The organism is Bernardetia sp. (assembly GCF_020630935.1).
Classification (GTDB): Bacteria; Bacteroidota; Bacteroidia; order Cytophagales; family Bernardetiaceae; genus Bernardetia.
On the sequence record NZ_JAHDIG010000019.1, the window covers coordinates 18519 to 41048 of the forward strand.

The following is a 22530-nucleotide window of genomic DNA, read 5'->3' on the forward strand; positions in this document are numbered from 1 at the left end:
TAATTTTTTATTGGCTTTTTTGGTACTACATTAAGTGTTCTATTGATTCAATCAAAAAATTTCTCTTTCTAAAACAACTATGATGATACAGGAAAAATTATATGAGCTTAGAGATGCTTTCTTGCTTTATGCAAAAGATAGAGGGCTAATGATTTTGATGCGTCCTTTCACAACCCTTTTTCAAATTGCCTTCTCTATGTGGACATTTTTCAATTTCTTTTGGATTATGGTGGTTTGTGCGCCTTTTATCATCTTTCCAATTCTTATGGGCGAAAAAAGAGGTGGAAGGTTTGCCTTTACAATTATGAAGATTTGGGGTTTTAGTTTTAGTCTTTTGAGTGGAATTATTTATCGTATCAAAAACAAAAAAACGCTTCAAAAAGGACAGCCTTATATTTTTATTGCTAATCATAACTCTTTTTTAGATTCGCCTGCCATTACGCTTGCTATTCCAAATCAGTTTAGAGCCTTAGGAAAAATTGAAATTTTGAAGATGCCAGTTTTCGGACTTATTTTCAAATATATCGGTGTTGTAGTAGATAGAAGTAGTATGCAAAGCAAAAAACGAAGCCTACGCCTTATCAAAGAAAAACTAAAAAAGCAGATTCATGTCATGATTTTTCCAGAAGGAACAATGAATAATTCTGACTTTGATATGCTGCGCTTTCACGATGGGGCATTTCTAGTTGCTATCGAAACACAAACACCTATTGCCCCTCTTGTCATTAAAAATACTCGCAGAATGCTTCCTAAAAACAGCTGGAGAGTGAAAGCTGGTTTTATAGAAGTAGAATTTTTAGAGCCTATTTCTACTGAAGGAATGACAATTCAAGACCTTCCTGCACTCAAAATGCAAGCCTACCAAATGATGCAAACTGCATATTCAAAATAATATTTTTTTCTATGAAAATCTATCTTACCCCCGGACCTTCTGAAAACTATTTTATTGTAGAAGAAGCCATCAAAGAAGCCTTAAAAAATAAAGTAACAGCCATTTCACATCGTAGTAAAGAGTTTAAAGCTATCTTTGAGCATACTGTTTCAGAGCTTAGAGAATTGCTTCAACTTCCTGCTAATTTTTCGATGGCTTTTACAGGGTCTGCCAACGAAATTTGGGAGCGTATTCTGCAAAACTGTGTAGAAAAAGAAAGTTTTCATTTAGTTAATGGCTCATTTTCTAAGAAGTTTTATCAGTTTGCAGAGCAGCTTCATCTTAGTCCTTCGAAATATGAAGTAAAGTTTGGGGAAGGCTTTGAGGTAGAAAATATTAATGTTCCTTCATCTGCCGAACTTATTGCTGTTATCCAAAATGAAACAAGTAGTGGAGTTCAGTTTCCAGTAGAAAATATAGCCAAAATACGAGAGAAAAACCACGACAAACTCATTGTTGTAGATGCAGTTTCGTCGTTGCCGTATGCCAATCTTGATTATTCTGTGATAGATTCAGTTTATTTTTCTGTACAGAAGGGTTTTGGTGTTCCTGCTGGGTTGGGTGTTTGGGTATATAATGACAAAATGATAGAAAAAGCCAAAAACTTAGAGGCAAAAGGAAAATCTATTGGCACATATCACTCACTTTTGGAATTGGACAAGTACGCAAAACAAAACCAAACTCCAGAAACGCCAAATGTCTTAGCAATTTATGTCTTGGGAAAGGTAGCCGAAGCGATGAACAAAAAAGGAATGGCTATGATTCGAAGAGAGACAGATTATAAGGCAGAGCTTCTATATCATACCTTAGAAAAAACGGAATTTTTGTCTCCTGTAATTAATGATAAAGTCAAACGTTCAAAGACAGTTGTAGTGGCAAATGTAGAAAAAGGAACTTCCTCTGATGTGGTTGCATTCTTAGAGAAGAAAAAAATCTTGATAGGCAAAGGCTACGGAAGCTACAAAGACTCACAAATCCGAATTGCTAATTTTCCAACTCATTCAAAAGAACTAATAGAACAAGTAGCTGACTTTTTAATGGAATATGGGAAATAAATAAATGTAGAATTTAGAATAAACTTCTCTATACTGTTGTAAAAGGTAGAGTTATAATTTCTTATAAAGTACATTGGTGTATGAGAAAAAATAGAAGACTTATAAACCTTATAATAAGCAAAAGTTTGTAGAATCTTTCTTTACGAGGAGATGAACTTAGATATTGTATTTGATAAACCAGCCTTATACTCTACAAGAATATGAGGCTGGTTTTTTTCTGATTTATCTTTGATAATAAAACACCAAACTAGCTTTTGCAATAGTATTATTCCATAAATAATAGCCTACCACAGCAGGGTTAGTTGATGCATCTAAACCTAGTTTGTCAGTTTTGAGAGCGTGTAGAGTTACAATATACTGATGTAATCCGTGATTTTTAGGTGGACAAGGTCCTCCATATCCTGCTACGCCATAATTTGTTATACTTTGAATAGCTTCCTTAGGCATAAGATTCTGTTTTATATCTCCAGCACCAGTTACTAGCTCATTTATATCAGATGGAATATCAAAAACTACCCAATGCCACCATCCACTTTCAGTAGGAGCATTAGGGTCATATACTGTAATGGCAAAGCTTTTGGTCTCTTTTGGCGCATTCTTCCAAGATAAATGAGGGGATTGATTTTGACCTGTACATCCAAAACCATTAAATTCTTCTGTTTTGGTGGCTTGTCCTCCTATATCTGAACTACTAAGTGTAAATGTTTCTTGAGCAAAGGAAATAGTGCTATAAAGAAAGAAAATTAAGAATACGGTTACTTTTTGCATTTTATTTTTGGTTTAAAGTTAAAATACAAATTTATGGAATCAGTAGAGTGGATAGTTAGAGCTAAAAGGTCTAAAAGTGTTGCTAAACGTCCCTTTTATATAGTATGCTGTTTAGGTGTTTTACCAAAGTGTTTTTTATAGGCTTGTATGAATGAGGATAAACTTTCATAACCCACTTGCATATAAATATCACTAGCACGAAGTTTCTTATGTTTTAATAGAAATGCTGCATGAGATAATCTCTTCTCTCTAAACCACTTTATAGGACTATCATCATATACCTTTTTAAACTCTCTTTTAAAGGCAGAAATACTCTTATTACATAGAAATGCCAATTCTTCGACACTAAGATTAGTATAAATATTATTTTCAATGACAGAGGTAAAATGTTCTTTGTTGTATATCGTGCTGTTCAAAAATTTGTAAAGAAATGCTGCTCCATTTTTATGTACTAGATACAGCATAATTTCTTCTAACTTTGTATGTAAAATTTGTTGTTGTAACATCTTAGATTCCTCGTGAATGTGTATTAAGCTAAGAACAAAGTTCCTTATGTACCTATCATAATCAAATGCTATAAATGGACTCGGTGTATTATTATTTTCAAGTATTACCTTATATTTTTCTATAAAGCTAATCAGCCAGTCGTCGTCGAAAAATAATAAAAAACTTCTATACTGTTTTTTTTGTGATAGCTTTTCAGTCATCAAACACTTACCTGATTTAATCAATAAGAACTTGTCATTTTGTATAGTAATGTGTTTATCAAAATGTGTTACCTCTTTTATTCCTTCTTGTAAAAAACTAAATATATTCTGATTGAGCGTAATTTTGTTTTTAGTAACAGTATTACTAATTAGATAGTCATAAATACAAATCTGTTGGTCTTTATTTTCTAATAAATCATTGGGCAGTAGGTAAGTAGTCATTAGTACAAAATTTTTCTAAGGTTCATATTCTTAATAACCTATATCACACGTAATTTCACAATTATTTCAAGATGAAAATAAAAATAGAATCATTCTAAATTAACTGAAAAATGTGTCAATTCGGACTTCAAATTATCAAAATCAGTAGTTTCTTTGCAAATTTGTTATGCAAACCGAGTAAATTTTGAAATTTTCTCTACTCATTGTCTTTGCAATTCTTTATCTTCAAAACTTTCAGATTTATTTTAAGTTTAGCTATTGCTATGCTAAAACAAAAATGATAACAGAAAATTTAAGATACTAAATCATACATTTTTAATCCGATAATTATTTTATATAGTCCCTTTTTATGAAACCAGTAGAAATTTTTGGTTATTTATTTCCAGCCTTATTTGTTACAGCCTTGGCAGTAACAGGGCTTATAATTTATAACCGTTACAAATACATTCGTAGAAATATTGAGCTTGGGAAAGAGTGGAAAGCTGCTCACAACCCTGCCGAACGAATGAAACTTATGCTCTTGATAGCTTTTGGTCAGAAAAAAATGTTTGCTCGTCCTGTGGTTGGACTTATGCATTTTGTTGTCTATGCAGGCTTTCTTCTGATTAATATTGAAATCTTAGAAATTGTCATTGATGGACTAACAAACCAACATCGTATTTTTGCTCCTCTTTTTGGAACAACAGTTTATAAATTATTGATAGGCTTTTTTGAGTTGATGGCATTAGGCGTTTTGGTAACGTGTGCCATTTTCCTCATCCGTAGAAATGTTGTCAAAGTAGAGCGTTTCGAAAAGCCAGAAATGAAAGGTTGGGCACATCTTGATGCAAATCTTATTTTAGTTTTTGAGATTGTCTTGATGTTTTTCCTTTTCACAATGAATGCAACAGATTCTATTCTTCAAGAAAAAGGATATGGACATTACGTGCATGAAGGAATGCAACCTATGCGCTTTTTAGTTAGTCAAGTTCTTATTCCTTTATATGACGGACTTTCAGAAAATCAACTCGTTTTATTGGAACGTGGAGCTTGGTGGCTACATATTTTAGGCATTATGGGATTTGCAATTTATGTAACCTACTCAAAACACCTTCATATTTTTCTTGCTTTCCCAAATGTATATTTTACTCGTTTGAAACCTGCTGGAGAGATGAACAATATGCCTTCTATTACTAAAGAGGTGAAAATTACGATGGGCTTAGAAGAGCCAGACCCTAATGCAGGAATGGAAGATGAAATTCCTTCTTTTGGAGCGAAAGACGTAACTGACCTAACTTGGCGAAATATTTTAGATGCTTATACGTGTACACAATGTGGACGTTGTACAGATGTTTGTCCTGCCAACACAACAGGTAAAAAACTCTCACCTCGTAAGATTGTAATGAACGTGCGTCAGCGTGCTGATGAAATTGGACAACGTATGGATGAAATGGGAGAATACTACAAGCCAGATGATAAAATGCTTTATGGCGATTATGTAACGAAAGAAGAGCTAATGGCTTGTACGTCGTGTAATGCCTGTGTAGATGCTTGTCCTGTAAATATCAATCCGTTAGAGCCTATCTTAGAAATGCGCCGTTATGTGGCGATGGAGGAGGCGAATGTTCCTGACGCTTGGAAAGCTATGCTTACAAATGTAGGAAACAATGGTGCGCCTTGGGCATTTGCACCGACCGAACGCTTTAAGTGGGCAGAGGAAATGAAAAATCAGTAATCAGTAATCAGTTATCAGTTACCAGTAAGTTTATATATTTTTTACTAATAGTTAGTATTAAACTATATCCTAATACAAAATATGTTTCCGTCATTCGTAATTGATAATTAGCTACGCTGAATTTTAGTTCGTAATTTTTAATTGAAAATAAAATGAGTGAAACTATAAAAATTCCTACAATGGCAGAGCTTTCTGCTGAGGGGAAATCTCCAGAAATATTATTTTGGGTAGGCTGTGCAGGTTCTTATGACGACCGTTACAAAGCTGTTACTCGTGCAATGATTCGTATTTTGAATAAAGCAAATATCAATTTTGCTGTTTTGGGAACGGAAGAAAGCTGTACGGGCGACCCTGCTCGTCGTGCTGGCGATGAGTTTACCTTCCAAATGCAAGCAGCGATGAATATTGAGGTTTTGAATGGTTATGAAATCAAAACTATTGTTACAGCTTGTCCTCATTGCTTCAACACATTGAAAAATGAATATCCAGAGTTGGGTGGAAATTATGAAGTCATTCATCATTCTCAATACCTTCAAAAACTTATCAATGAAGGTAAAGTGAAATTTGGAGGAGGAGAGTTCAAAGGAAAACGTATCACATATCATGATTCTTGTTATTTAGGACGTGCCAATGATATTTATGAAGCTCCTCGTGAAGTTTTGGAAAAACTAGATGCTGAACTCGTAGAAATGAAACGCTGCAAATCTAAAGGGCTTTGCTGTGGTGCAGGTGGAGCGCAAATGTTTAAAGATGCTGAAAAAGGCAATAAAGAAGTAAATATTGAGCGTGCAGAAGAAGCTGTGGCTGCTCGTCCAGATTACGTAGCTGTAGGCTGTCCGTTCTGTATGACAATGATGGGAGATGGAATTAAACACTTCAACAAAGAAAAGGAAATCAAAGTATTAGACCTTTCTGAGTTTATTGTAGAAGCACAGGATTTGTAATCTGTCATTTTTATGAAAAAACTAAATACTCTTTATTCTCTCTTGTGCAGAATAAAGAGTATTTTTTTACCAAAACAAATAATGAAACTAATACTACAAGTTATAATCATAGTTTTGTTGAGTTCCTATACACTAGATACTCAAAAACAGATAGAAAACAATAAAGAAGAATTAGTTATAGACCAAAATCAAATTGATAAAAGGTTACTGGGTAAATGGGGAATCTATGTGCAAGTTATAAAAGGGACAAATGTGTTGTGCAATGCTTGCCCAGAGATAGAGTTTGATTCTTTAAACAGAACAATTTTGACTCTACCATCTGGAGATAAAGAAAAGTATGAGTGGAACACATCTAACAGTATTTTACATCTCAAACTCATTGAAAAAGAAACACCAGAAGCTCACTTTATAGATTCAAAATACAAGATGAGTTTTACTCAAAGAAAAGAGTTTATGGAACTGGTTTTATCATTGAATAAGAATAGACAATATATATTGAGAAAATCAGATAGATAATAGACCTTTTTTACTCAAAATAACTAACTTTGTATTTGTCTGAAAAATAGATTCTTATTAATTAATACTATAAAATGAACGACATCACACCACAAGAACTAAAAGCTCTCAAAGATGAAGGCAAAAAAATCAATCTTCTTGATGTAAGAGAGCCTTTTGAATATGAAGAATATAACCTTGATGGAAAACTAATTCCTTTAGGTGAGCTTCCTTCTAGGCTAGACGAACTAGAAGACTGGAAAGAACAAGAAGTCATCGTACACTGCAAAGCTGGTGGTAGAAGTGCTAATGCAAAGGCTTTTTTGATGCAAAACGGTTTTAAAAATGTTCGTAATCTTTTGCAAGGTGCAGATGGTTATAAAAAACTCTCTTAACACAAGTTTCTGATTTGACTACACCAAAAGAAGAAGCAGTTATTTCCATTTCTGCACAAGATATTGGGAAAAGATTTGAAAGAGAATGGATTTTTCGACATCTTTCTGCTGATTTTTGCAGCAAATCCCCAACAGCTATCGTAGGGTCTAATGGAAGTGGTAAGTCGACGCTTGTCAAAACGCTCATTAGTTATTTGCCATTGTCGGAGGGAAAATTAGTTTATTCTGAAAATTCAAAGCCTATTTCAAAAGAAAATTGGCAAGATTATATCTCTTGGGCTGCTCCATATACTGAACTCATTGAAGAATTTACGTTGTTAGAGCAACTCAAATTTCATCAGTCTTTCAAGTCTTTTGAAATAAAAATAGAAGAAATTGTTGAAAAGCTGGGTTTTTCTAACATCAATAGTAAAACCATACGTTTTTTTTCTTCAGGTATGAAACAAAAGCTCAAATTAGCTCTAGCTTTATACTCTGAGGCAAAAGTTGTATTTTTAGATGAGCCGACTTCTAACCTTGATAAACAAAATAGTGAGTGGTACTTGAAAGAAATAGATGCAGTTATTGATAAAAAAGTCCTTATCATTGCATCAAATCAAGAATCTGAATATCATTTTTGCTCGCAAATTATTGATATTCAAAAGTTAAAGCCGTAAACTTGCAAAAAATTGTATTTACGTGGTAAACTTTTGTCTTTTGTGCTTGCTTTTTTTACAATTCCAAAAATTCGTACTATCTTTAAAGACAATTAATTTTAAACAAAAATTACAACTAGAAATACATATCAAATTCAAATTAATGACATTAATACTGCTTTAATCTTAACTTCAATTTGATTTCTAAATTTTAACTCAATCTCAACTCTTAAATTCTGAATTTATGAACGCATTTCGTAAACCTTTTCTTCTAATTGCATTATTTTGCTCTATGTTTCTTGCAGGCTGTTCTTCTTGTGAAGATGATGAAGATGTAGAAACCCTAGTAGCTCAAATTTCTAAAGACTGGAAAATCCAATCACTTACAGTAGGTGGTAATGAAGTTGCTGATACAGATCAGTTTAGACTTTCTTTGAACCAAAGTGGTGATGAGCCAACTACTTTTACAATTACTACTGGTGGTGTAGCTTATAACTTTGCTGGTGCAAATTCTGGTTCTTGGTCTTTATTGCCTAATAATGAAAGCCCAACACAGGCTGTATTTGCAGGAAACACAGTAAGTTTTTCAGCATCTGCAACTCAACTAACTATTTCTTATACCGTTGACCCTGCTGTTGATAAAAATGAGCCAGCAGTACGTTTTGTGTTAGTTCCAGTTGAATAATATTATATTTCTAAAAAAATATTAGAAAAATAAATTATATAAAAAAGACTTTTCTCATAACAAGAAAAGTCTTTTTTTGTGTTGTGCTAAGTTTTTAGAAGGTATAGCTCACTCCTAAAGCTCCTTGTGTTGCTTTGTACCTAAAATGGTCGTTGTCGTCTTGATACTGTCCTTCGGTAGTATATTCTGTAAATAAATATGAAAATGCTCCTCTTATCATCACATTAGAGGCAATTCGATAACCTATCCAAAATTCTGAATTGAGTGTTCCAATATCATTATTACCTACCAAAAGAAGATTAAAACTGGTTGGTTTTGCTGTGTCGGGAACTCCTACGCCAGTAATGGCTGGTTCTACTATAACTACTCCGTCTTTTTCTCCTCCAAAACTAAAGCCTACAATATCGATATTGAAACCTAGTAGTAGATTTTCTGTAACAGAGTAGTCTGTATAAAGTCCTAGATTGATAGCATTGAGTTGACTAGATTCTGTTATAAAGACCTGTGGATTATCCTCTGAAGCCAAATCTGGAGGAGCAGCTGAAAATTTTCTATCCGAACCAAAAAAAGATGATAAGCGAATACCATATCCTAGTTTGAAACGGCGAGATGAACCAAATCCATAAAGGTGAGAAAATCCTGCTGTAAGGCTAGTTGAGCTTTCACCAAATGCACCTGTAATTCCAATTCTTTTTTCCCAAGGTTGGGTTTCATCATCTTTTATCTCATTGATAGAAAAAGAAGACAGATAGTTTGATTGAATCGTTTTTGAAAATTGACTTTCTAATGAGCTAGTTTTTCTAAAATTGGAAATAGTATTGTTAGTGGTTTGATAATCTTGCGCTAAAGTGCTAGAGGTTGCCAAAGCAAGACATCCCAAACTAGCCAAAAAAGTAACACATTTTTTCTGTATTGATTTTTTAGATTGCATAATAGAACTATTGAAAAATAATATGAGTTAAAAATAATTTGAATGCTTTCCCCAAAAAATAACACCACATAAAAACATGAAGTGTTGCCTTAACTTTGTTTGAACGCTCAAAAGCAAAAAGTGTTATCTTAAAAAATGGTTGTTTTTTCTTTTAGTAATGCTATTTTATTCTGTAACAATTTCTAATACAATTCTTTAACTATTTCAAGTAAAAATTCGTATTTTTATATAAATCAGAAAAAATTAGACTGAAGTTTAGTACAAGGATAATATGTCATAAAGAGTTATGAAAAAATCTACATCAAAAATTTATTCCCATTTTATAGATGCCACTAAACATGCTCACTTTCTTGAACAAAAAAGACAAGATTCTATCACTCATGAGATAATAAGAGAAGGCGACGAGGTAGTTTTTTGTAGCGTTTGTAAGTCTGCTTTTACAGTAGATTCTTGGGAATATATTGGGCGTTCGCATTGTTATCAGTCGCAGACACTCAAAAAAGTGCCTATGTTGCGTTCGCTTTCTTTAGATAGAAAGAAAATAGAGAAAAGGAAAAAAATAGCATTCTATAAAAAATATTCTGGGGGAATGGTAATAGCATTTTTTATAGTAATTGGAACGCTAGGAATGCTTACAATGGCAGTAGATATGCTGACTTCTCCAGCCAAAAATATGACAGTTCAAGGTATTTCTATTACAGAAAAACATTATCTCAATAATGGAAAAAAACAATATCAAGCTCAAAACTATACGGAAGCCGAAAATTACTATATCAAAGTATTGAACATCAATCCAAGCAATACAGAAGCCTTACATTTTTTGGAGCAACTTGAAAATGAATATCTTCTAGCTTTAGAAGAAGCTGACCATTTTTTTAAATCTCAAAAATATACGGATGCAAAATATTGGTACAGAAAAGCAGTCAAATACAAACCTAATGCAGAATATCCGACACAGCAGCTACTGCTCATCACACAAGCAGAAGCCGAACGCCCTGTTTCTTTTGTACCTAACGAAAATCTGAATGAAAATAATAGCTATTCTTTACTGAAAGAATATCCAAAAGAGTGGGCAGTATTTATCAATCCAAATGAACAGCTGCATTTTTGGGTTACCAATCTTCAAAAAACAGAGGTCTTGTTGAGCTATGAAAGTGGTTTGGTCGAACTTCGAAGTTTAGAAGTGGATGATAAAATTGATGAAGACGAAGACAAAAAGACTGAAACAGGCAAACTTCTCAATACATTTAAAGGGGCTAAAATGCCACAGGCTACATTTATCTATCCAGAATTATTTTTAAAGGAATTTGAAAATCTGACAGAAGAAGAAAAAGACGAAATACAAAAAGACTTTACCTTCAATTATAAATCTATTGCTGTTATTAATAAGGGAAGTAAAATTTATTATTATACACTAGATAAGCGTGGAGCAAGACAAGTAAGCCAGTTCTCAACCTTTCACTACAAGAAAAATGAAATTATGATTTTGAGTGAGGATGGACGATATTTTATGACTCAAACACCAGACAAAATTCTTCATCTCTATGATGCTAGAAGCAAAACGCTAATAAAATCTTTAGGTACAAACGAACATAAGCCTTTTGTTGGTAATGCGTATTTTGATTTGGAAAACAATCAAATTGTGGCACAGACCACTGAAGGCGAAAGCCGTTGGAATATCAGCAATTAGAAAACCTTATTTCTTCTTCTTAATGCGAAAAATATAACCTCCTTTCGGAACAACAAAATTGTATTGGTTGTCATTGATAGAAACAGCAGGATTGTAAAGGCGAAATTCCTTGTAGGTCATTCCTTGTTTCTTTGCCCACGCAGGAACACTTTCAATATCTTCTGTAATCAATACTTCTTCAAACTCAAATGTATCGTAATATTCGTATTTTTCTATACAGTAGCCATATTTTTTTGGGTTTTCCAATACCATTTTTAGGGCTGCAATGCGAAGCACATAGCGAGACGTTTCTGAGTTGAGAAACAAATCATAATAGTTTCTAGTGCCTTGGTTATCCATTGCTTTTTCTAGTCCTGCCATTCCTCTATTATAAGACGCTGCGACAGCTGCCCAACTTTCAAATTTTTGGTAGGCTTGCTTAAAATATTTAGTCGCTGCCACACAAGATTTTAGAGGGTCTTGTCTCTCGTCAATATTATCGTTGATGATAAGTCCGAACTGCTTTCCTGTGTTTTCTAAGAATTGCCACGTTCCTAAGGCATCTCTAGGAGATTTTATCATTGGGTCAAGACTACTCTCTGCAATGGCTAAATAGAAAAAATCTTTATGAATACCATGTTTTTCTAAGCTGTCTTCTATGGGTTTGCGCCATCTGCCAGAGCGTTTGAGAAGCAGCATAGTGTAAGCGTGTCCGTACACAATAGAGGAAAGTTCTCTGTCTAGGCGTTCTTTTACATCGTCGTCTTCTAAGGGAATTCTTTCTCCAGCAAAATATACTGTATCTGGAATTTTGACAGGCACAACGGTTTGAATATCGTTAATATTTTGTGCTTGACAAGAGAAAGAAGTCGCAACGCTAAACAAAATCAAAAGACCAAAAAAAATAGGGCGTGTTTTCAAGATAAAGTAAAATAAAGTAGTGAGAGGTAAAACATTAGCATAAACTAAAATCAAAAAATGTTCCTACTTAGATACTAAGGTATATTTCATTTGAAGGGTAGGTGTTTGCTAAAACTTAGAAAGTCTAACATATCACTATGCAACTGATTTAAGTAGATGTTATCATAACTAAGATAAAGAGAATAATTCCTAACACAAAACCACTACTAATTCCTATAAGTATTAACTTGACATAAAATGTGTTTTGTTTGTCTCTTCTAAGAAGTTCTTGTTCAAACTCTTCATCACTATATTTTTGTTTTTCCATTACTATATATTTTTAGTGTAATCTTTTACTGTAGATAATTAAAGCAAAGTTATGTAATAATGTGTTTTCTCAACTGCAAAACGAGTTTGTAAACCCTCATTTAGGATAATTTTTCCTTGTTGATGACTATAGTTTTGAGCCTCAATAACAGTTATTCTCTATTCATTAAACAACTTCATTATTTAGATAAGCAATTTGTAACAAAATTAGTTTTATTTCTTGTGATAATTCAGTATTGTTTAGAGAGTAGATTTTTAAAAAAACTAAAGTACTGGACATCAATAGACATTTGCTGTTCTGTGAGCCATAGAACAGAGGAAAAATATCTTTCGTTGGTGTTTTAGTGTAGCGACACCAACAACTTTTTATCTCAATATATATATAGTACTCTAAAAAAAACACCTTTCTTTTTGAAAGGTGTTGGTAAGTAGGTAATTAAGTTGTAAGTTTTATATAATTATTTTTTGCTAAAGATAGTACGGCTATTACTATAAATGGTAAGGGCTGCCATTATGAGTAGGACACCTACAAAAATAGTTAGCCCACAAAGAATAAGCATTTGAATCTCTTGTAGTGTAATGGTAGCTTCGCCTGCTGTTGATTGTGCATACGTTGTATTAGAAAATAGTATGGTTAGCATAAACATAAAAACACTAATAATTTTGGAAGATTTTGCAAGGAGAGATACAACTGTATTTTTCATATTAAAAGAAAATTTATAGTAAAACGTATTTTTCTGAAATAAAAATTTGAAAATCCTTTAGGAAGTGAATAATGCCTTTTTTTGATTTTCTATACTACAAATTTACAGAGAGTAAAAGCCCTAAAGTAGAAGTTTACTCAATTTAAAAGATGACTTTTGATAGGTTTTGAAATAAATTATTGTGTTTGTCTGATTCTTTTAAATTTTTGATAAAAAAGACAATGTTTACTTGATTTTTTATTAAAAAAAGTAGTAGTTCAAAATGATTTTTGATATTTGAAATAGGGCATTTATTGTTTGAATCACAATTAAAATGTACTCATTATCGTTTTATTAGGTAAAAAAGACCTTGAACTTATGAAAGAAAAATACTACTTATATCTTACTACTTTAGTATGTTCTATACTACTTTCACTAATCTTTCATTTTGATGTTTTGGGTCAGTGTGGAGCATGTGATATAACCATTAATTCTAGTGTAACTTGGTCAAGCGTATCAAGTCCACCACCCACTGCTGTTGTTTGTGTTAGCGACCCAGGTGCTAATATTACAATAACCTTAACAGATAATATTACCATTGCAGGTTTAGAATTATGTGACCGAACTGGTGCTGGCTCTACCAATGTAACTATACAGGGTAATGGTAACTCGTTGATAGTAACAGGAGGAGTACATATTGGTAATAAAAGAAATTTGACAATAAATGATGCGCTTATTGATGTTAGTGGAGACCTAACGATTGATAATAATGGAAATATTGGTGTTTCAGGTAATGGAGAGTTGGATGTAGATGGATGTTTCGCTCCTGCTGATAGATCTAACACCATTGACAATTCGGGTGGACTTACTTGGTGTGTTGCTTGTGCTGGAAATCCAAGTAATAGTGGAGAAGGAACTCCAACAGATTGTGAGACATTAAACAATCCTATTTTATGTAATGGCACTCGTATTCCAGGAGAGCCAGATTGTACCACTTGTACATCAACTATCAACTCCTCTACTGGTGGACTTAATATAAATGCAGGACAGGTAGTATGTGTACAAGGAGGAACTGTAGGCAGTCCAGTATCTCTTAACAATATAAATATGAATGGAGGAGACCTTCAAATATGTAGTGGTGTTGTGCAAGGTAGCATCTCAAATTTTGGTTCAGGAACATTAAATGTCCTTACAGGAAGTGATTTTGACATTACAAATAGCTTTAATATGAATGGCAATGTCGAAATTAATGTTTATGGCACTTTAGACTTGTCAGGAAACTATAATATGCAAAATGGAAACAATATTATAAATGTTTCTTCTTCAGGCATACTCTCCATCAACTCATTATCTATGACTAGTACAAATTCCAACCCAGGTCATGAATTAAATATAGTTGGGCAAGTGGATATTACCACATTAGCCGTTAATTCTGGTAACAACTCAATTAGTGTGGAAAATGGCTCACTGGATGTTGGTGTTTTATCTGCTAATAATGCAGAGAATAGTTTCTGTACTAATTCTTGTGGTGCTTTTACTATCAATAACTCAGCACAAATCAATGAACCTATCTCTGATGATAGTGGCTTATTGTTCTGTTATCAAGGAGGAAGTGCTATTTCAGGAGGCAGTGGGCAACCAGCTGGTGGTGGTGATGGTTCTTATGCTGGTTCGGCTACTGAAGGTTGTCCAGCAGATTGTAATTCTGTACTTCCTGTTTTACTTACTTTTTTTGATGCAGAAATAAAAGAAAATAACGTTATACTTCGTTGGCAAACAGCTACTGAATACAATAATTCTCACTTTTTCATAGAACGTTCTTACAATGGATATGATTTTCAGATTATTGGTAGCGTAACAGGACAAGGGACAACCAACAAAGTACAAAACTACCAATGGATAGACAATAATCCCTTAGATGGAGAAGCGTATTATCGACTAAGACAAGTAGATGCTGATGGCAACTACAATATTTCAAGTGTAAAACATATAGAATATAAACACAGTCAAGAAGAAATATATATTTATCCAAACCCAACACAAGACAAACTAACGATTAGGCTTAATCCAAAGCTTCAACAAGTTAAACTTGAGTTGATTGATTTGTCTGGAAACGTTATCATTACCAAAGACATTGCTCAGTTTTCGACAAGTAATATTGTTTGGAATGGTTTAGGAGGCTTAAAAGGTTTGTATATATTGAGAATATCTCATCAAGAGTTTGTAAGGCAACATAAGATATTATTTCATTAGAATAGGATAATATTGTGTTTTATCTAATGTTTTACGGCAAAATATATGCTGATGAATATGAAGATAAAAAGCTAGGATATAACTTGAGCATAAAAAAAGTTAAAATAGGAGGTGGATTGATTTTTGTTAATTTTTCAAGAAATGAAAATAATTACCACAAAGCTCTCATAATCAGATGAATAAATGCACTTACTTACTCATATTATTTTGCTTTTTATCTATGCATACTTTGTATGCTGCACAATGTACAGCCACAGCTACTGGTATTTGGGAAGACCCTAGTATCTGGTCTTGTGGAAGTGTTCCTGGAGATGGAGATGGAGATGATGTCATTATTCCTTTTGGTATTGAAGTACGTGTAACTACCAGTAACTATACTGGTGGTGGTACTAGGGTAGAAATGAATATATTAGTTGATGGTGTTCTTAGCTTTGACCAAGGCGGAGCTGGAGGACGCCCAGCACTATTTTTAGACTGTCCGTCTAGTGTAACTGTGGGTGAGAGTGGAATTATATCTGCTGAAGGAAATACAGGAAACAATAACGTGATACAAATTGACCCTGGGAATAATAATATATGGTCAGACGGAGATTGTAGAGTAATAGCTGGTCCAAGAGCCGTTTCTTGTAATGCAAACAATGGAAATAATGTGGGCGAACCCAGTAGTCTATGTGAAGATGACGCTATTACTAATTTTCCTTGTATAGTTCCTGTATTACCACCAACTGAACCAGTTTGTCCAGTAGGAAATACTGAAATTACAGGCTCTACAGACATAAATGGAACAAATGCTCAACAAATAGATTATTTTTATGATGATGGAGGAACAATACCTACATTATCGGCTTCAGATGTAGGAGACGGTTCTGTTGTAACTTTTTGTAGTGATGCTACAATCTCAAACCTAGACTTAGGTAATAATGAAGAACCCGTAACGATTATAGTCAAAAGTGGTACTACTCTAACGATAGATAGTGGGTTTGCCTTAGATGATAATGTCTCAATACTCAATTATGGTACTATAATCATTAATGGTGATGTTGATTTAACCAACCGAGCTATAAGGCTTGTTAATGCAACGCCTACGGCACTTATTGATATTAATGGAACACTAACTATTGACAATGAAGGTACGTCTATTTTTAATCTTGGTGTTGATGATAGTGGAGGTGGGATTCAAGTAGATCAATTAGATATTACTTCACAAGCTGATGAAGATGGAGTAGTTTTAGGTGAAAACTCTAGCCTAGATGTCGGTACATTTAACTCCAACGACAGACTAAACTCTATTTGTGGAGCTCAAAACTGTGCAGAAATTGATATCCAAACCGTAACACCAGGAGGTTTTACACAAGATATGACAGCTTTTTCAGAAGTGCGTTATTGTGCTCAGAATAATATTGACCAAGTAATGCCTGGTTCTGCTACAGAACAATGCCCTGTAGATTGTAATATACTTTTGCCCATTTCTCTCACTTTTTTCAATGCAGAAGCAAAAGAGAGTGATGTTCTACTACGTTGGCAAACAGCTTCTGAATATAATAATTATCAATTCCTCGTAGAGCGTTCTTCTAATGGAAATTCTTTTCAAGTTATTGGTACGATAGCAGGACAAGGCACAATTAATAAAGTACAAAACTACGAATGGATAGATGTAGCTCCCATAGATGGGGGAAATTATTATCGTTTAAGGCAAGTGGATGCTAATGGTAATTATAGTTTTTCTATGATAAGACATGTAAAAAGTTATTATCATAATGAAGAAGTAGATGTGTATCCAAATCCAGCAAAAGATAAATTAACAATTAGACTTAATTCTGAATTTCAACAAGTCAAACTTGAACTGATTGATTTATCTGGAAATATTATTGCTGCTAAAGAGCTTACTCAGCTTTCAGATAGTGGTATTGTTTGGAATGGCTTAGGAAGCTTAAAAGGTTTTTATATATTACGAGTACAGCATCAACACTTTATAAAGCAATATAAGATACTATTTCTTTAGCTATGAAATATAGTTGTGCTTGTAAAGTAAATTTATAAAAGAAACGAGTATAGCCTAAGACTTAGCTTCCGTTTTAAAAAGTAGATAGATTCGCCAGTCTCATACACTGGCACTCTGATAGGTCGGAGCATAATTTATTTGCTATTAGTTTAAGTTTTTCGCTCGTAGTGTAAGTCTGATAGCATTTTTAAAAATGCAGAGGGTTGGTATATATGACTTAGTGCAGAAGTTCGAATCTTCTCGCCTCCACAAATATAAACTCAAACTGGGGGCGTAGCTCAGTGGCAGAGCAAGAGTTATGATGTTAGTAAATCGTCTGTATGATTTTTAAAAATGAGTAGTTATAGAATACTACAACCAATGAAATAGCCGAAGTGGATTAGGCGTTTGGCTCATAACCAAAAGTATGTGGGTTCGAATCCCACTTTCATTACGGGCAGGCACATAGGTTAGGTGTCTGTCCATTTTTTTTGTAAATTGAAAATAATATATAACGAACTCTTTAGAGTGATAACGTGAAATATAAAAGAAATGAGTATAGCCTAAGACTTAGCTTTCGTTTTAAAAAGTAGATAGGTTCGCCAGTCTCATACACTGGCACTCTGATTGGTCAGAGCATAATTTATTTGCTATCAGTTTAAGTTTTTTGCTCATAGTGTAAGTGTAATAGCATTTTTATATCGTTCTAATTATTGGTATATATGACCCAGTGCAGAAGTTCGAATCTTCTCGCCTCCACAAATACAAATTCAAACTGGGGGCGTAGCTCAGTGGCAGAGCAAAGGTCATTTGACGTGAGTAGATAATTAAAAAAACTATAAAAATGAGTAATGACTAACAATCATTACAGCCAATGAAATAGCCAAGAGGTTAGGCGTTGGGCTCAAGACCCGAAAGACGTGGGTTCGAATCCCACTTTCATTACGGGCGGGTACATAGGTTAGGTGTCTGTCCATTTTTTTTGTAAATTAGAAAAAATATAGCTCACTCTTTAAAGTGAGTAAATTAAAATATAAAAGAAAATGAGTATAGCCTAAGACTTAGATTTCGTTTTAAAAAGTAGATAAATTTGCTAGTTTCATAGACTGGCACTCTGATTGGTCAGAGCATAATTTATTTGCTATCAGTTTAAGTTTTTTGCTCATAGTGTAAGTCTAAATGTATTTTTATGTTGTTTTTGATTACTGATTGTGTGACCTAGCGCAGAAGTTCGAATCTTCTCGCCTCCACAACAAATATAAACTCAAATTGGGGGCGTAGCTCAGTGGCAGAGCAAGGGTCATCTGTTGTAAATAGGTAATAAGAGACAGATGAAAATACGTAATGCTTAAGAAGCGTTACATCCAACAATATGGCGAAACTTGGAAAACGCGCTTGAATGCAGGGTCAAGTGCCGAAAGGCTTGTGGGTTCGATTCCCACTATTGTTACGGACAGGCACATAGGTTAGGTGTCTGTCCATTTTTTTATATGTGTGAAAGTTTGAATTCGTCTTAAAAAATATTCAATTTGTATAGGTCTGTCTTAAAATAGGATATATAGTTTTCCACATTGTCTCTGCTACAATTTTATAACCTTCTGCATTAGGATGCAAACGGTCAGGGAGGTTCAAGTGTGTCTCTCCCATTACACCATCTAGTAAAGAAGGAATGAGAGGTAAATTATATTTTTTTGCTAACTTTTCATATACACTTTGATAAGATTGAATATACTGAGCAGCTACTTGCCCCATCATCCCAAATTCCATAAGTAATTCTAAAGGAAGTTCTACTCTTACCAATACAATCAATACAGTAGGATATTGTACTTTTGTGCGTTCAATAATTTGTATTAGATTTTGTTCCATTTTTTGAGGTGGAATCCCCCTAAAAAGGTCATTTATGCCTAGTTCAAGCACAAAAATATCTACTTCTTGCTGTTGAAGAACATTAGGCAAACGCATAATTGCACCATGTGTAGTATCACCACTTATCCCTGCATTTATGGTCAAGTAGGGTAATCCATATTCATCAATTTTTTTTTGTAGAAGGGCAGGAGGTGCTTGTGCTAACGTTAAGCCATACCCTTCTGTTAGGCTATTGCCAAAGAATAGAATATTCTTCATGGCTATTTTTATAAAAGTAAGTAAGAGATAAAAAAGTAGTTTTGCTTTGAAGCTATCAAAGATACATTATTTTAGTGAATTATGAGGATATTAATAGCCTATGAAGTTTGGTAGTTTTACTTTAAAAAAAAGAAAACAACTTGACCATTACACAGTTTTTTTTGTAATTTGTATATCACATCAAAAATAGCCATCCAATAATCTATAGAAGCCTCTAAAATATGATTTCTCCAGAAAAAATAGAAGAAGTAATTGAGCAGAGTCAGTACCTAAGTCGTGATTTGAGCTGGGTTCAGTTCAATTATAGAGTTTTAGACCAAGTAAGAGCAGAGCGTCGTACTATTTTGGAGAAGTTTAAATTTTTAGCCATTACAGCTTCTAATTTAGATGAGTTTTTTATGATTCGTGTGGGTAGTCTCTACAACTATATGGACTACAACAAACAGCGTTTAGACTATTCTGGCTTGCGTGAACTTCCTTTTCGTCAGAAGCTCTTACAAGAAAGTCAAGATTTTGTTCAGAAGCAATATCAATATTTGAAAGAACTCTTGCCTCAATGTGGAGAAAATAATTTTAGAATTATAGATGGCAACGAAGTTTTAAAAGAGGAAGAACAACAAGTAGCTGATTATTTTCAGAATACTATTTTTCCGATGCTTACGCCAATGGTCTATGATAATTACCATACGTTTCCAATTCTGATGAATAAGTTGTTGGTCTTTGGAGTTGTTACCAACATTAAGGGAGCAAGCAAGGCAAGTAGAAAAGTTTCTTTTATTCAAATCCCTCAAAACCTTCCACGCTTTTTCGAACTCAACCGAGCAGAGACAGTTATTTTCCTTCCTATTGAGGAAATTATTAGAAAATATATCTATAAGTTTTTTAGAAATGTAGATATTTTGGGAGTGAGTTTGATTCGTATTACTAGAAATGGCGATTTTACACTAGATGAAAGCGACGATATGGAAGTCGACTTTGTACAGGAAGTAAAGCAAAAGCTCAAAACTAGAAAAACAGGGCGTGTAGTACGTTTAGAAATAGAGTCAAATTATTCTACGTGGATGCTTAGTCTATTAAAATCTCGTTGGGATATTGAAGACGATAATGTTTTTGAAATAGAAAAGCTCATAGACCTTACTAGCCTATGGCAAATCGTAGGGCATAAAGATTTATCTGAATTTTTACCTCTACCACAAGAACCTGTAAAACCACTTGCCTTTTTACGCCAAGAAGAAAACATACAAAAGAAACGCCACGACGATAGTATTTTTGATAGAATAAAGAAAGAAGATATTGTTCTGCATCATCCTTACAACAGTATGGAACCTGTTTTGGAGATGATAGAAGAAGCTGCCGAAGACCCAAATGTTTTGGCTATCAAAACAACAATTTACAGATTAGCTAAAGATTCAAGAATCACATCTGCACTTTTGAGAGCTGCCGAAAATGGCAAACACGTTTCTGTTTTGTTTGAGGTAACAGCTCGTTTTGATGAGGAAAATAATATCAGAGAAGCAAAAAAATTACAGCAAGCAGGATGTTTTGTAATTTATGGAATTACACAGCTCAAAACGCATACAAAAATAATGTTGGTGGTAAGGAAGGAAGGCAACCATGTGGTACGTTATGTTCACATGTCTAGTGGAAATTACAATGAATCTACTGCCAAACTTTACACAGATGTAGGACTGCTGACCACCAATGAAATCTATGCTAGAGATGTTTCAGAATTTTTCAATGCTATTACTGGACACTCCGACCCAGATAGCTATGAGCAACTTCTGACTGCTCCAAATTTTATGCGTCATCAGCTTATTGCGCTTATTCAAGGAGAGGCAAGAAATGCACTAGACGGATTGCCAGCAGGAATTTGTATCAAAGTAAATTCATTACAAGACAAGTTAATTATTGATGCGCTTTATGAAGCCTCACAAGCTGGCGTTCCGATTGAGCTTATTGTGAGAGGAATTTGTTGTATTCGTCCGAAAAGAGAAGGATTAAGTGAAAATATAAATGTACGCTCAATAGTAGGAGATTTCTTAGAACACTCACGAGTTTTTTATTTTCATAACAACGGCGACCCTAAAATTTATAGTGGTAGTGCAGATGCTATGGTACGTAGTTTTGATAGAAGAATAGAATCGTTGTTTTTACTTCTCAATGAAAATGCAAAGCAACAAATTATTAATCTTCTTTGCTACAACCTTAAAGACACAATGAATAGCTATATTTTGCAAGAAGATAGCAGTTATTATAAATATCAAAGAGCAGAAGATGAGCCTGTTTTTAATCAACACGAAGAATTTTTTCACATCACACCCGAATCTGTAAGTAAAGCCAACTTATACGAAGAGTTTTTAAAACCTAATCAAAAACTGATTACACCACGCATACAGAATAACGTGGAGTTGTATAACTCTTCTGAAAGTGATTTGAAGTAAATTATTTGAAATCTTTCCAATCTAACAAAACAGGCTCATTTTTGAGTTTGTAACGAATATCTAGTACACTTGCATTTATAAATGTCGTATCAGAATGATTTGTCATTCCATAGCCTTCATGAATGTGTCCGAAAGCGTGTATTTTTGGTTTTATTTCTCCAATCACTTCACTAAGCTCTTCACAACCTACCTGCAAGCCTTGAATGGTTTGGTCTAAGATTCCATAAGCAGGACCATGTGTGAGGAGGATATCTGTATCTTTTGGAATTTGATTCCAATGTTGTCTAATTTTTTCGCCTCTATCACAGTTGAATGCCCAGTCGAAAAAACGTGGCGTGATAGGCGAACCCCAAATTTTTATACCTTCTATTTCCACAGCAGAATTATTCAAGTAGATACAATTTGTTGGAACGAGCGACTCTGCTAACGTAGGATTCATTTCAAATAAAAAATCGTGATTTCCTGCAATAAAAATTTTATAAGTATAGTCTTGAATTTCAAACCATTCTAAAAAGTCTTTAACTTCATCTTCCTTGCCTCGCTTGCTAATGTCTCCTGTATGAATGAGCATCGTACTTTCAGTTTCTTTGTCTAATTTTGGTAACTTAAGACTGGCGTGCTGTCCGTGCGTATCAGAAATAAATAGAATTTTCATAGCTTGTATAGGTTA

Annotated in this window: 20 protein-coding genes and 3 tRNA genes; 15 read left to right on the forward strand and 8 right to left on the reverse strand. The window is 33.8% G+C overall.

Annotated elements, in window-relative coordinates:
* Positions 1 to 79 precede the first annotated feature (79 nt).
* The gene (locus QZ659_RS07175; protein ID WP_291724124.1) at positions 80 to 892 is read left to right on the forward strand and encodes a lysophospholipid acyltransferase family protein; all 813 of its coding nucleotides are present in this window, start codon (positions 80 to 82) and stop codon (positions 890 to 892) included.
* A gap of 11 nt (positions 893 to 903) precedes the next feature.
* Positions 904 to 1986: an aminotransferase class V-fold PLP-dependent enzyme gene (locus QZ659_RS07180; protein WP_291724127.1), complete on the forward strand. Its 1083-nt coding sequence runs from the start codon at positions 904 to 906 to the stop codon at positions 1984 to 1986.
* A 222-nt stretch (positions 1987 to 2208) separates the two neighbouring features.
* On the opposite strand, the gene QZ659_RS07185 is transcribed toward QZ659_RS07180, so the two are convergent.
* Both QZ659_RS07185 and QZ659_RS07190 read right to left on the reverse strand, forming a co-directional pair.
* Positions 2209 to 2754 (reverse strand): YbhB/YbcL family Raf kinase inhibitor-like protein, encoded by a 546-nt coding sequence (locus QZ659_RS07185; RefSeq protein WP_291724130.1) that lies wholly within the window; start codon positions 2752 to 2754, stop codon positions 2209 to 2211.
* 95 nt (positions 2755 to 2849) lie between these two features.
* Positions 2850 to 3683, reverse strand: a complete 834-nt coding sequence (locus tag QZ659_RS07190; protein WP_291724133.1) for a helix-turn-helix domain-containing protein — start codon at positions 3681 to 3683, stop codon at positions 2850 to 2852.
* Positions 3684 to 4032: 349 nt separating this feature from the next.
* Here QZ659_RS07190 and QZ659_RS07195 point away from each other — a divergent pair, with 349 nt between their 5' ends.
* The 6 genes from QZ659_RS07195 (at position 4033) to QZ659_RS07220 (ending at position 8551) form a co-directional block, all read left to right on the forward strand.
* Entirely contained in the window at positions 4033 to 5397 is a 1365-nt protein-coding gene (locus tag QZ659_RS07195; RefSeq protein ID WP_291724136.1) for a 4Fe-4S dicluster domain-containing protein, read from the forward strand.
* 152 nt (positions 5398 to 5549) lie between these two features.
* Positions 5550 to 6341: a (Fe-S)-binding protein gene (locus QZ659_RS07200; RefSeq protein ID WP_291724139.1), complete on the forward strand. Its 792-nt coding sequence runs from the start codon at positions 5550 to 5552 to the stop codon at positions 6339 to 6341.
* Between the two features lie 81 nt (positions 6342 to 6422).
* Positions 6423 to 6857, forward strand: a complete 435-nt coding sequence (locus tag QZ659_RS07205) for a hypothetical protein (RefSeq protein ID WP_291724142.1) — start codon at positions 6423 to 6425, stop codon at positions 6855 to 6857.
* A gap of 74 nt (positions 6858 to 6931) precedes the next feature.
* Positions 6932 to 7231, forward strand: a complete 300-nt coding sequence (locus QZ659_RS07210; RefSeq protein WP_291724144.1) for a rhodanese-like domain-containing protein — start codon at positions 6932 to 6934, stop codon at positions 7229 to 7231.
* Between the two features lie 14 nt (positions 7232 to 7245).
* Positions 7246 to 7887: an ATP-binding cassette domain-containing protein gene (locus tag QZ659_RS07215; RefSeq protein ID WP_291724147.1), complete on the forward strand. Its 642-nt coding sequence runs from the start codon at positions 7246 to 7248 to the stop codon at positions 7885 to 7887.
* A gap of 223 nt (positions 7888 to 8110) precedes the next feature.
* Positions 8111 to 8551 (forward strand): hypothetical protein, encoded by a 441-nt coding sequence (locus QZ659_RS07220; RefSeq protein WP_291724149.1) that lies wholly within the window; start codon positions 8111 to 8113, stop codon positions 8549 to 8551.
* Between the two features lie 94 nt (positions 8552 to 8645).
* Here the strand turns inward: QZ659_RS07220 and QZ659_RS07225 are convergent, their stop codons facing one another.
* Complete coding sequence (locus QZ659_RS07225; RefSeq protein WP_291724151.1) at positions 8646 to 9482, reverse strand: hypothetical protein; 837 nt, start codon at positions 9480 to 9482, stop codon at positions 8646 to 8648.
* Between the two features lie 286 nt (positions 9483 to 9768).
* Between QZ659_RS07225 and QZ659_RS07230 the strand changes: the two genes are divergently transcribed.
* A complete protein-coding gene (locus QZ659_RS07230) occupies positions 9769 to 11172 on the forward strand; it encodes a tetratricopeptide repeat protein (protein ID WP_291724154.1) in 1404 nt (467 codons plus the stop codon).
* A gap of 6 nt (positions 11173 to 11178) precedes the next feature.
* Here QZ659_RS07230 and QZ659_RS07235 read toward each other — a convergent pair whose 3' ends face one another.
* From QZ659_RS07235 to QZ659_RS07245, 3 genes are all read right to left on the reverse strand, one after another.
* Positions 11179 to 12126, reverse strand: coding sequence for a lytic transglycosylase domain-containing protein (locus QZ659_RS07235; protein WP_291724156.1), 948 nt, complete (start codon positions 12124 to 12126; stop codon positions 11179 to 11181).
* 94 nt (positions 12127 to 12220) lie between these two features.
* The gene (locus QZ659_RS07240) at positions 12221 to 12379 is read right to left on the reverse strand and encodes a hypothetical protein (protein ID WP_291724159.1); all 159 of its coding nucleotides are present in this window, start codon (positions 12377 to 12379) and stop codon (positions 12221 to 12223) included.
* 457 nt (positions 12380 to 12836) lie between these two features.
* Positions 12837 to 13082 (reverse strand): hypothetical protein, encoded by a 246-nt coding sequence (locus tag QZ659_RS07245; RefSeq protein WP_291724161.1) that lies wholly within the window; start codon positions 13080 to 13082, stop codon positions 12837 to 12839.
* A gap of 357 nt (positions 13083 to 13439) precedes the next feature.
* Here QZ659_RS07245 and QZ659_RS07250 point away from each other — a divergent pair, with 357 nt between their 5' ends.
* From QZ659_RS07250 to QZ659_RS07270, 5 genes are all read left to right on the forward strand, one after another.
* Positions 13440 to 15314, forward strand: coding sequence for a T9SS type A sorting domain-containing protein (locus QZ659_RS07250; RefSeq protein ID WP_291724164.1), 1875 nt, complete (start codon positions 13440 to 13442; stop codon positions 15312 to 15314).
* A gap of 220 nt (positions 15315 to 15534) precedes the next feature.
* Positions 15535 to 17316, forward strand: a complete 1782-nt coding sequence (locus tag QZ659_RS07255) for a T9SS type A sorting domain-containing protein (RefSeq protein WP_291724167.1) — start codon at positions 15535 to 15537, stop codon at positions 17314 to 17316.
* A gap of 359 nt (positions 17317 to 17675) precedes the next feature.
* Positions 17676 to 17749 (forward strand) — tRNA-Ile (locus QZ659_RS07260).
* A 419-nt stretch (positions 17750 to 18168) separates the two neighbouring features.
* Positions 18169 to 18240, forward strand: a tRNA-Leu gene (locus QZ659_RS07265).
* 421 nt (positions 18241 to 18661) lie between these two features.
* Positions 18662 to 18745, forward strand: a tRNA-Cys gene (locus QZ659_RS07270).
* A 74-nt stretch (positions 18746 to 18819) separates the two neighbouring features.
* On the opposite strand, the gene QZ659_RS07275 is transcribed toward QZ659_RS07270, so the two are convergent.
* Positions 18820 to 19419 (reverse strand): arylesterase, encoded by a 600-nt coding sequence (locus QZ659_RS07275; protein WP_291724170.1) that lies wholly within the window; start codon positions 19417 to 19419, stop codon positions 18820 to 18822.
* A 221-nt stretch (positions 19420 to 19640) separates the two neighbouring features.
* On the opposite strand from QZ659_RS07275, the gene ppk1 reads away from it, so the two are divergent.
* The gene (ppk1, locus tag QZ659_RS07280; protein WP_291724173.1) at positions 19641 to 21860 is read left to right on the forward strand and encodes a polyphosphate kinase 1; all 2220 of its coding nucleotides are present in this window, start codon (positions 19641 to 19643) and stop codon (positions 21858 to 21860) included.
* 1 nt (position 21861) lies between these two features.
* On the opposite strand, the gene QZ659_RS07285 is transcribed toward ppk1, so the two are convergent.
* Complete coding sequence (locus QZ659_RS07285; protein WP_291724176.1) at positions 21862 to 22515, reverse strand: metallophosphatase domain-containing protein; 654 nt, start codon at positions 22513 to 22515, stop codon at positions 21862 to 21864.
* Between the last annotated feature and the right edge of the window lie 15 nt (positions 22516 to 22530).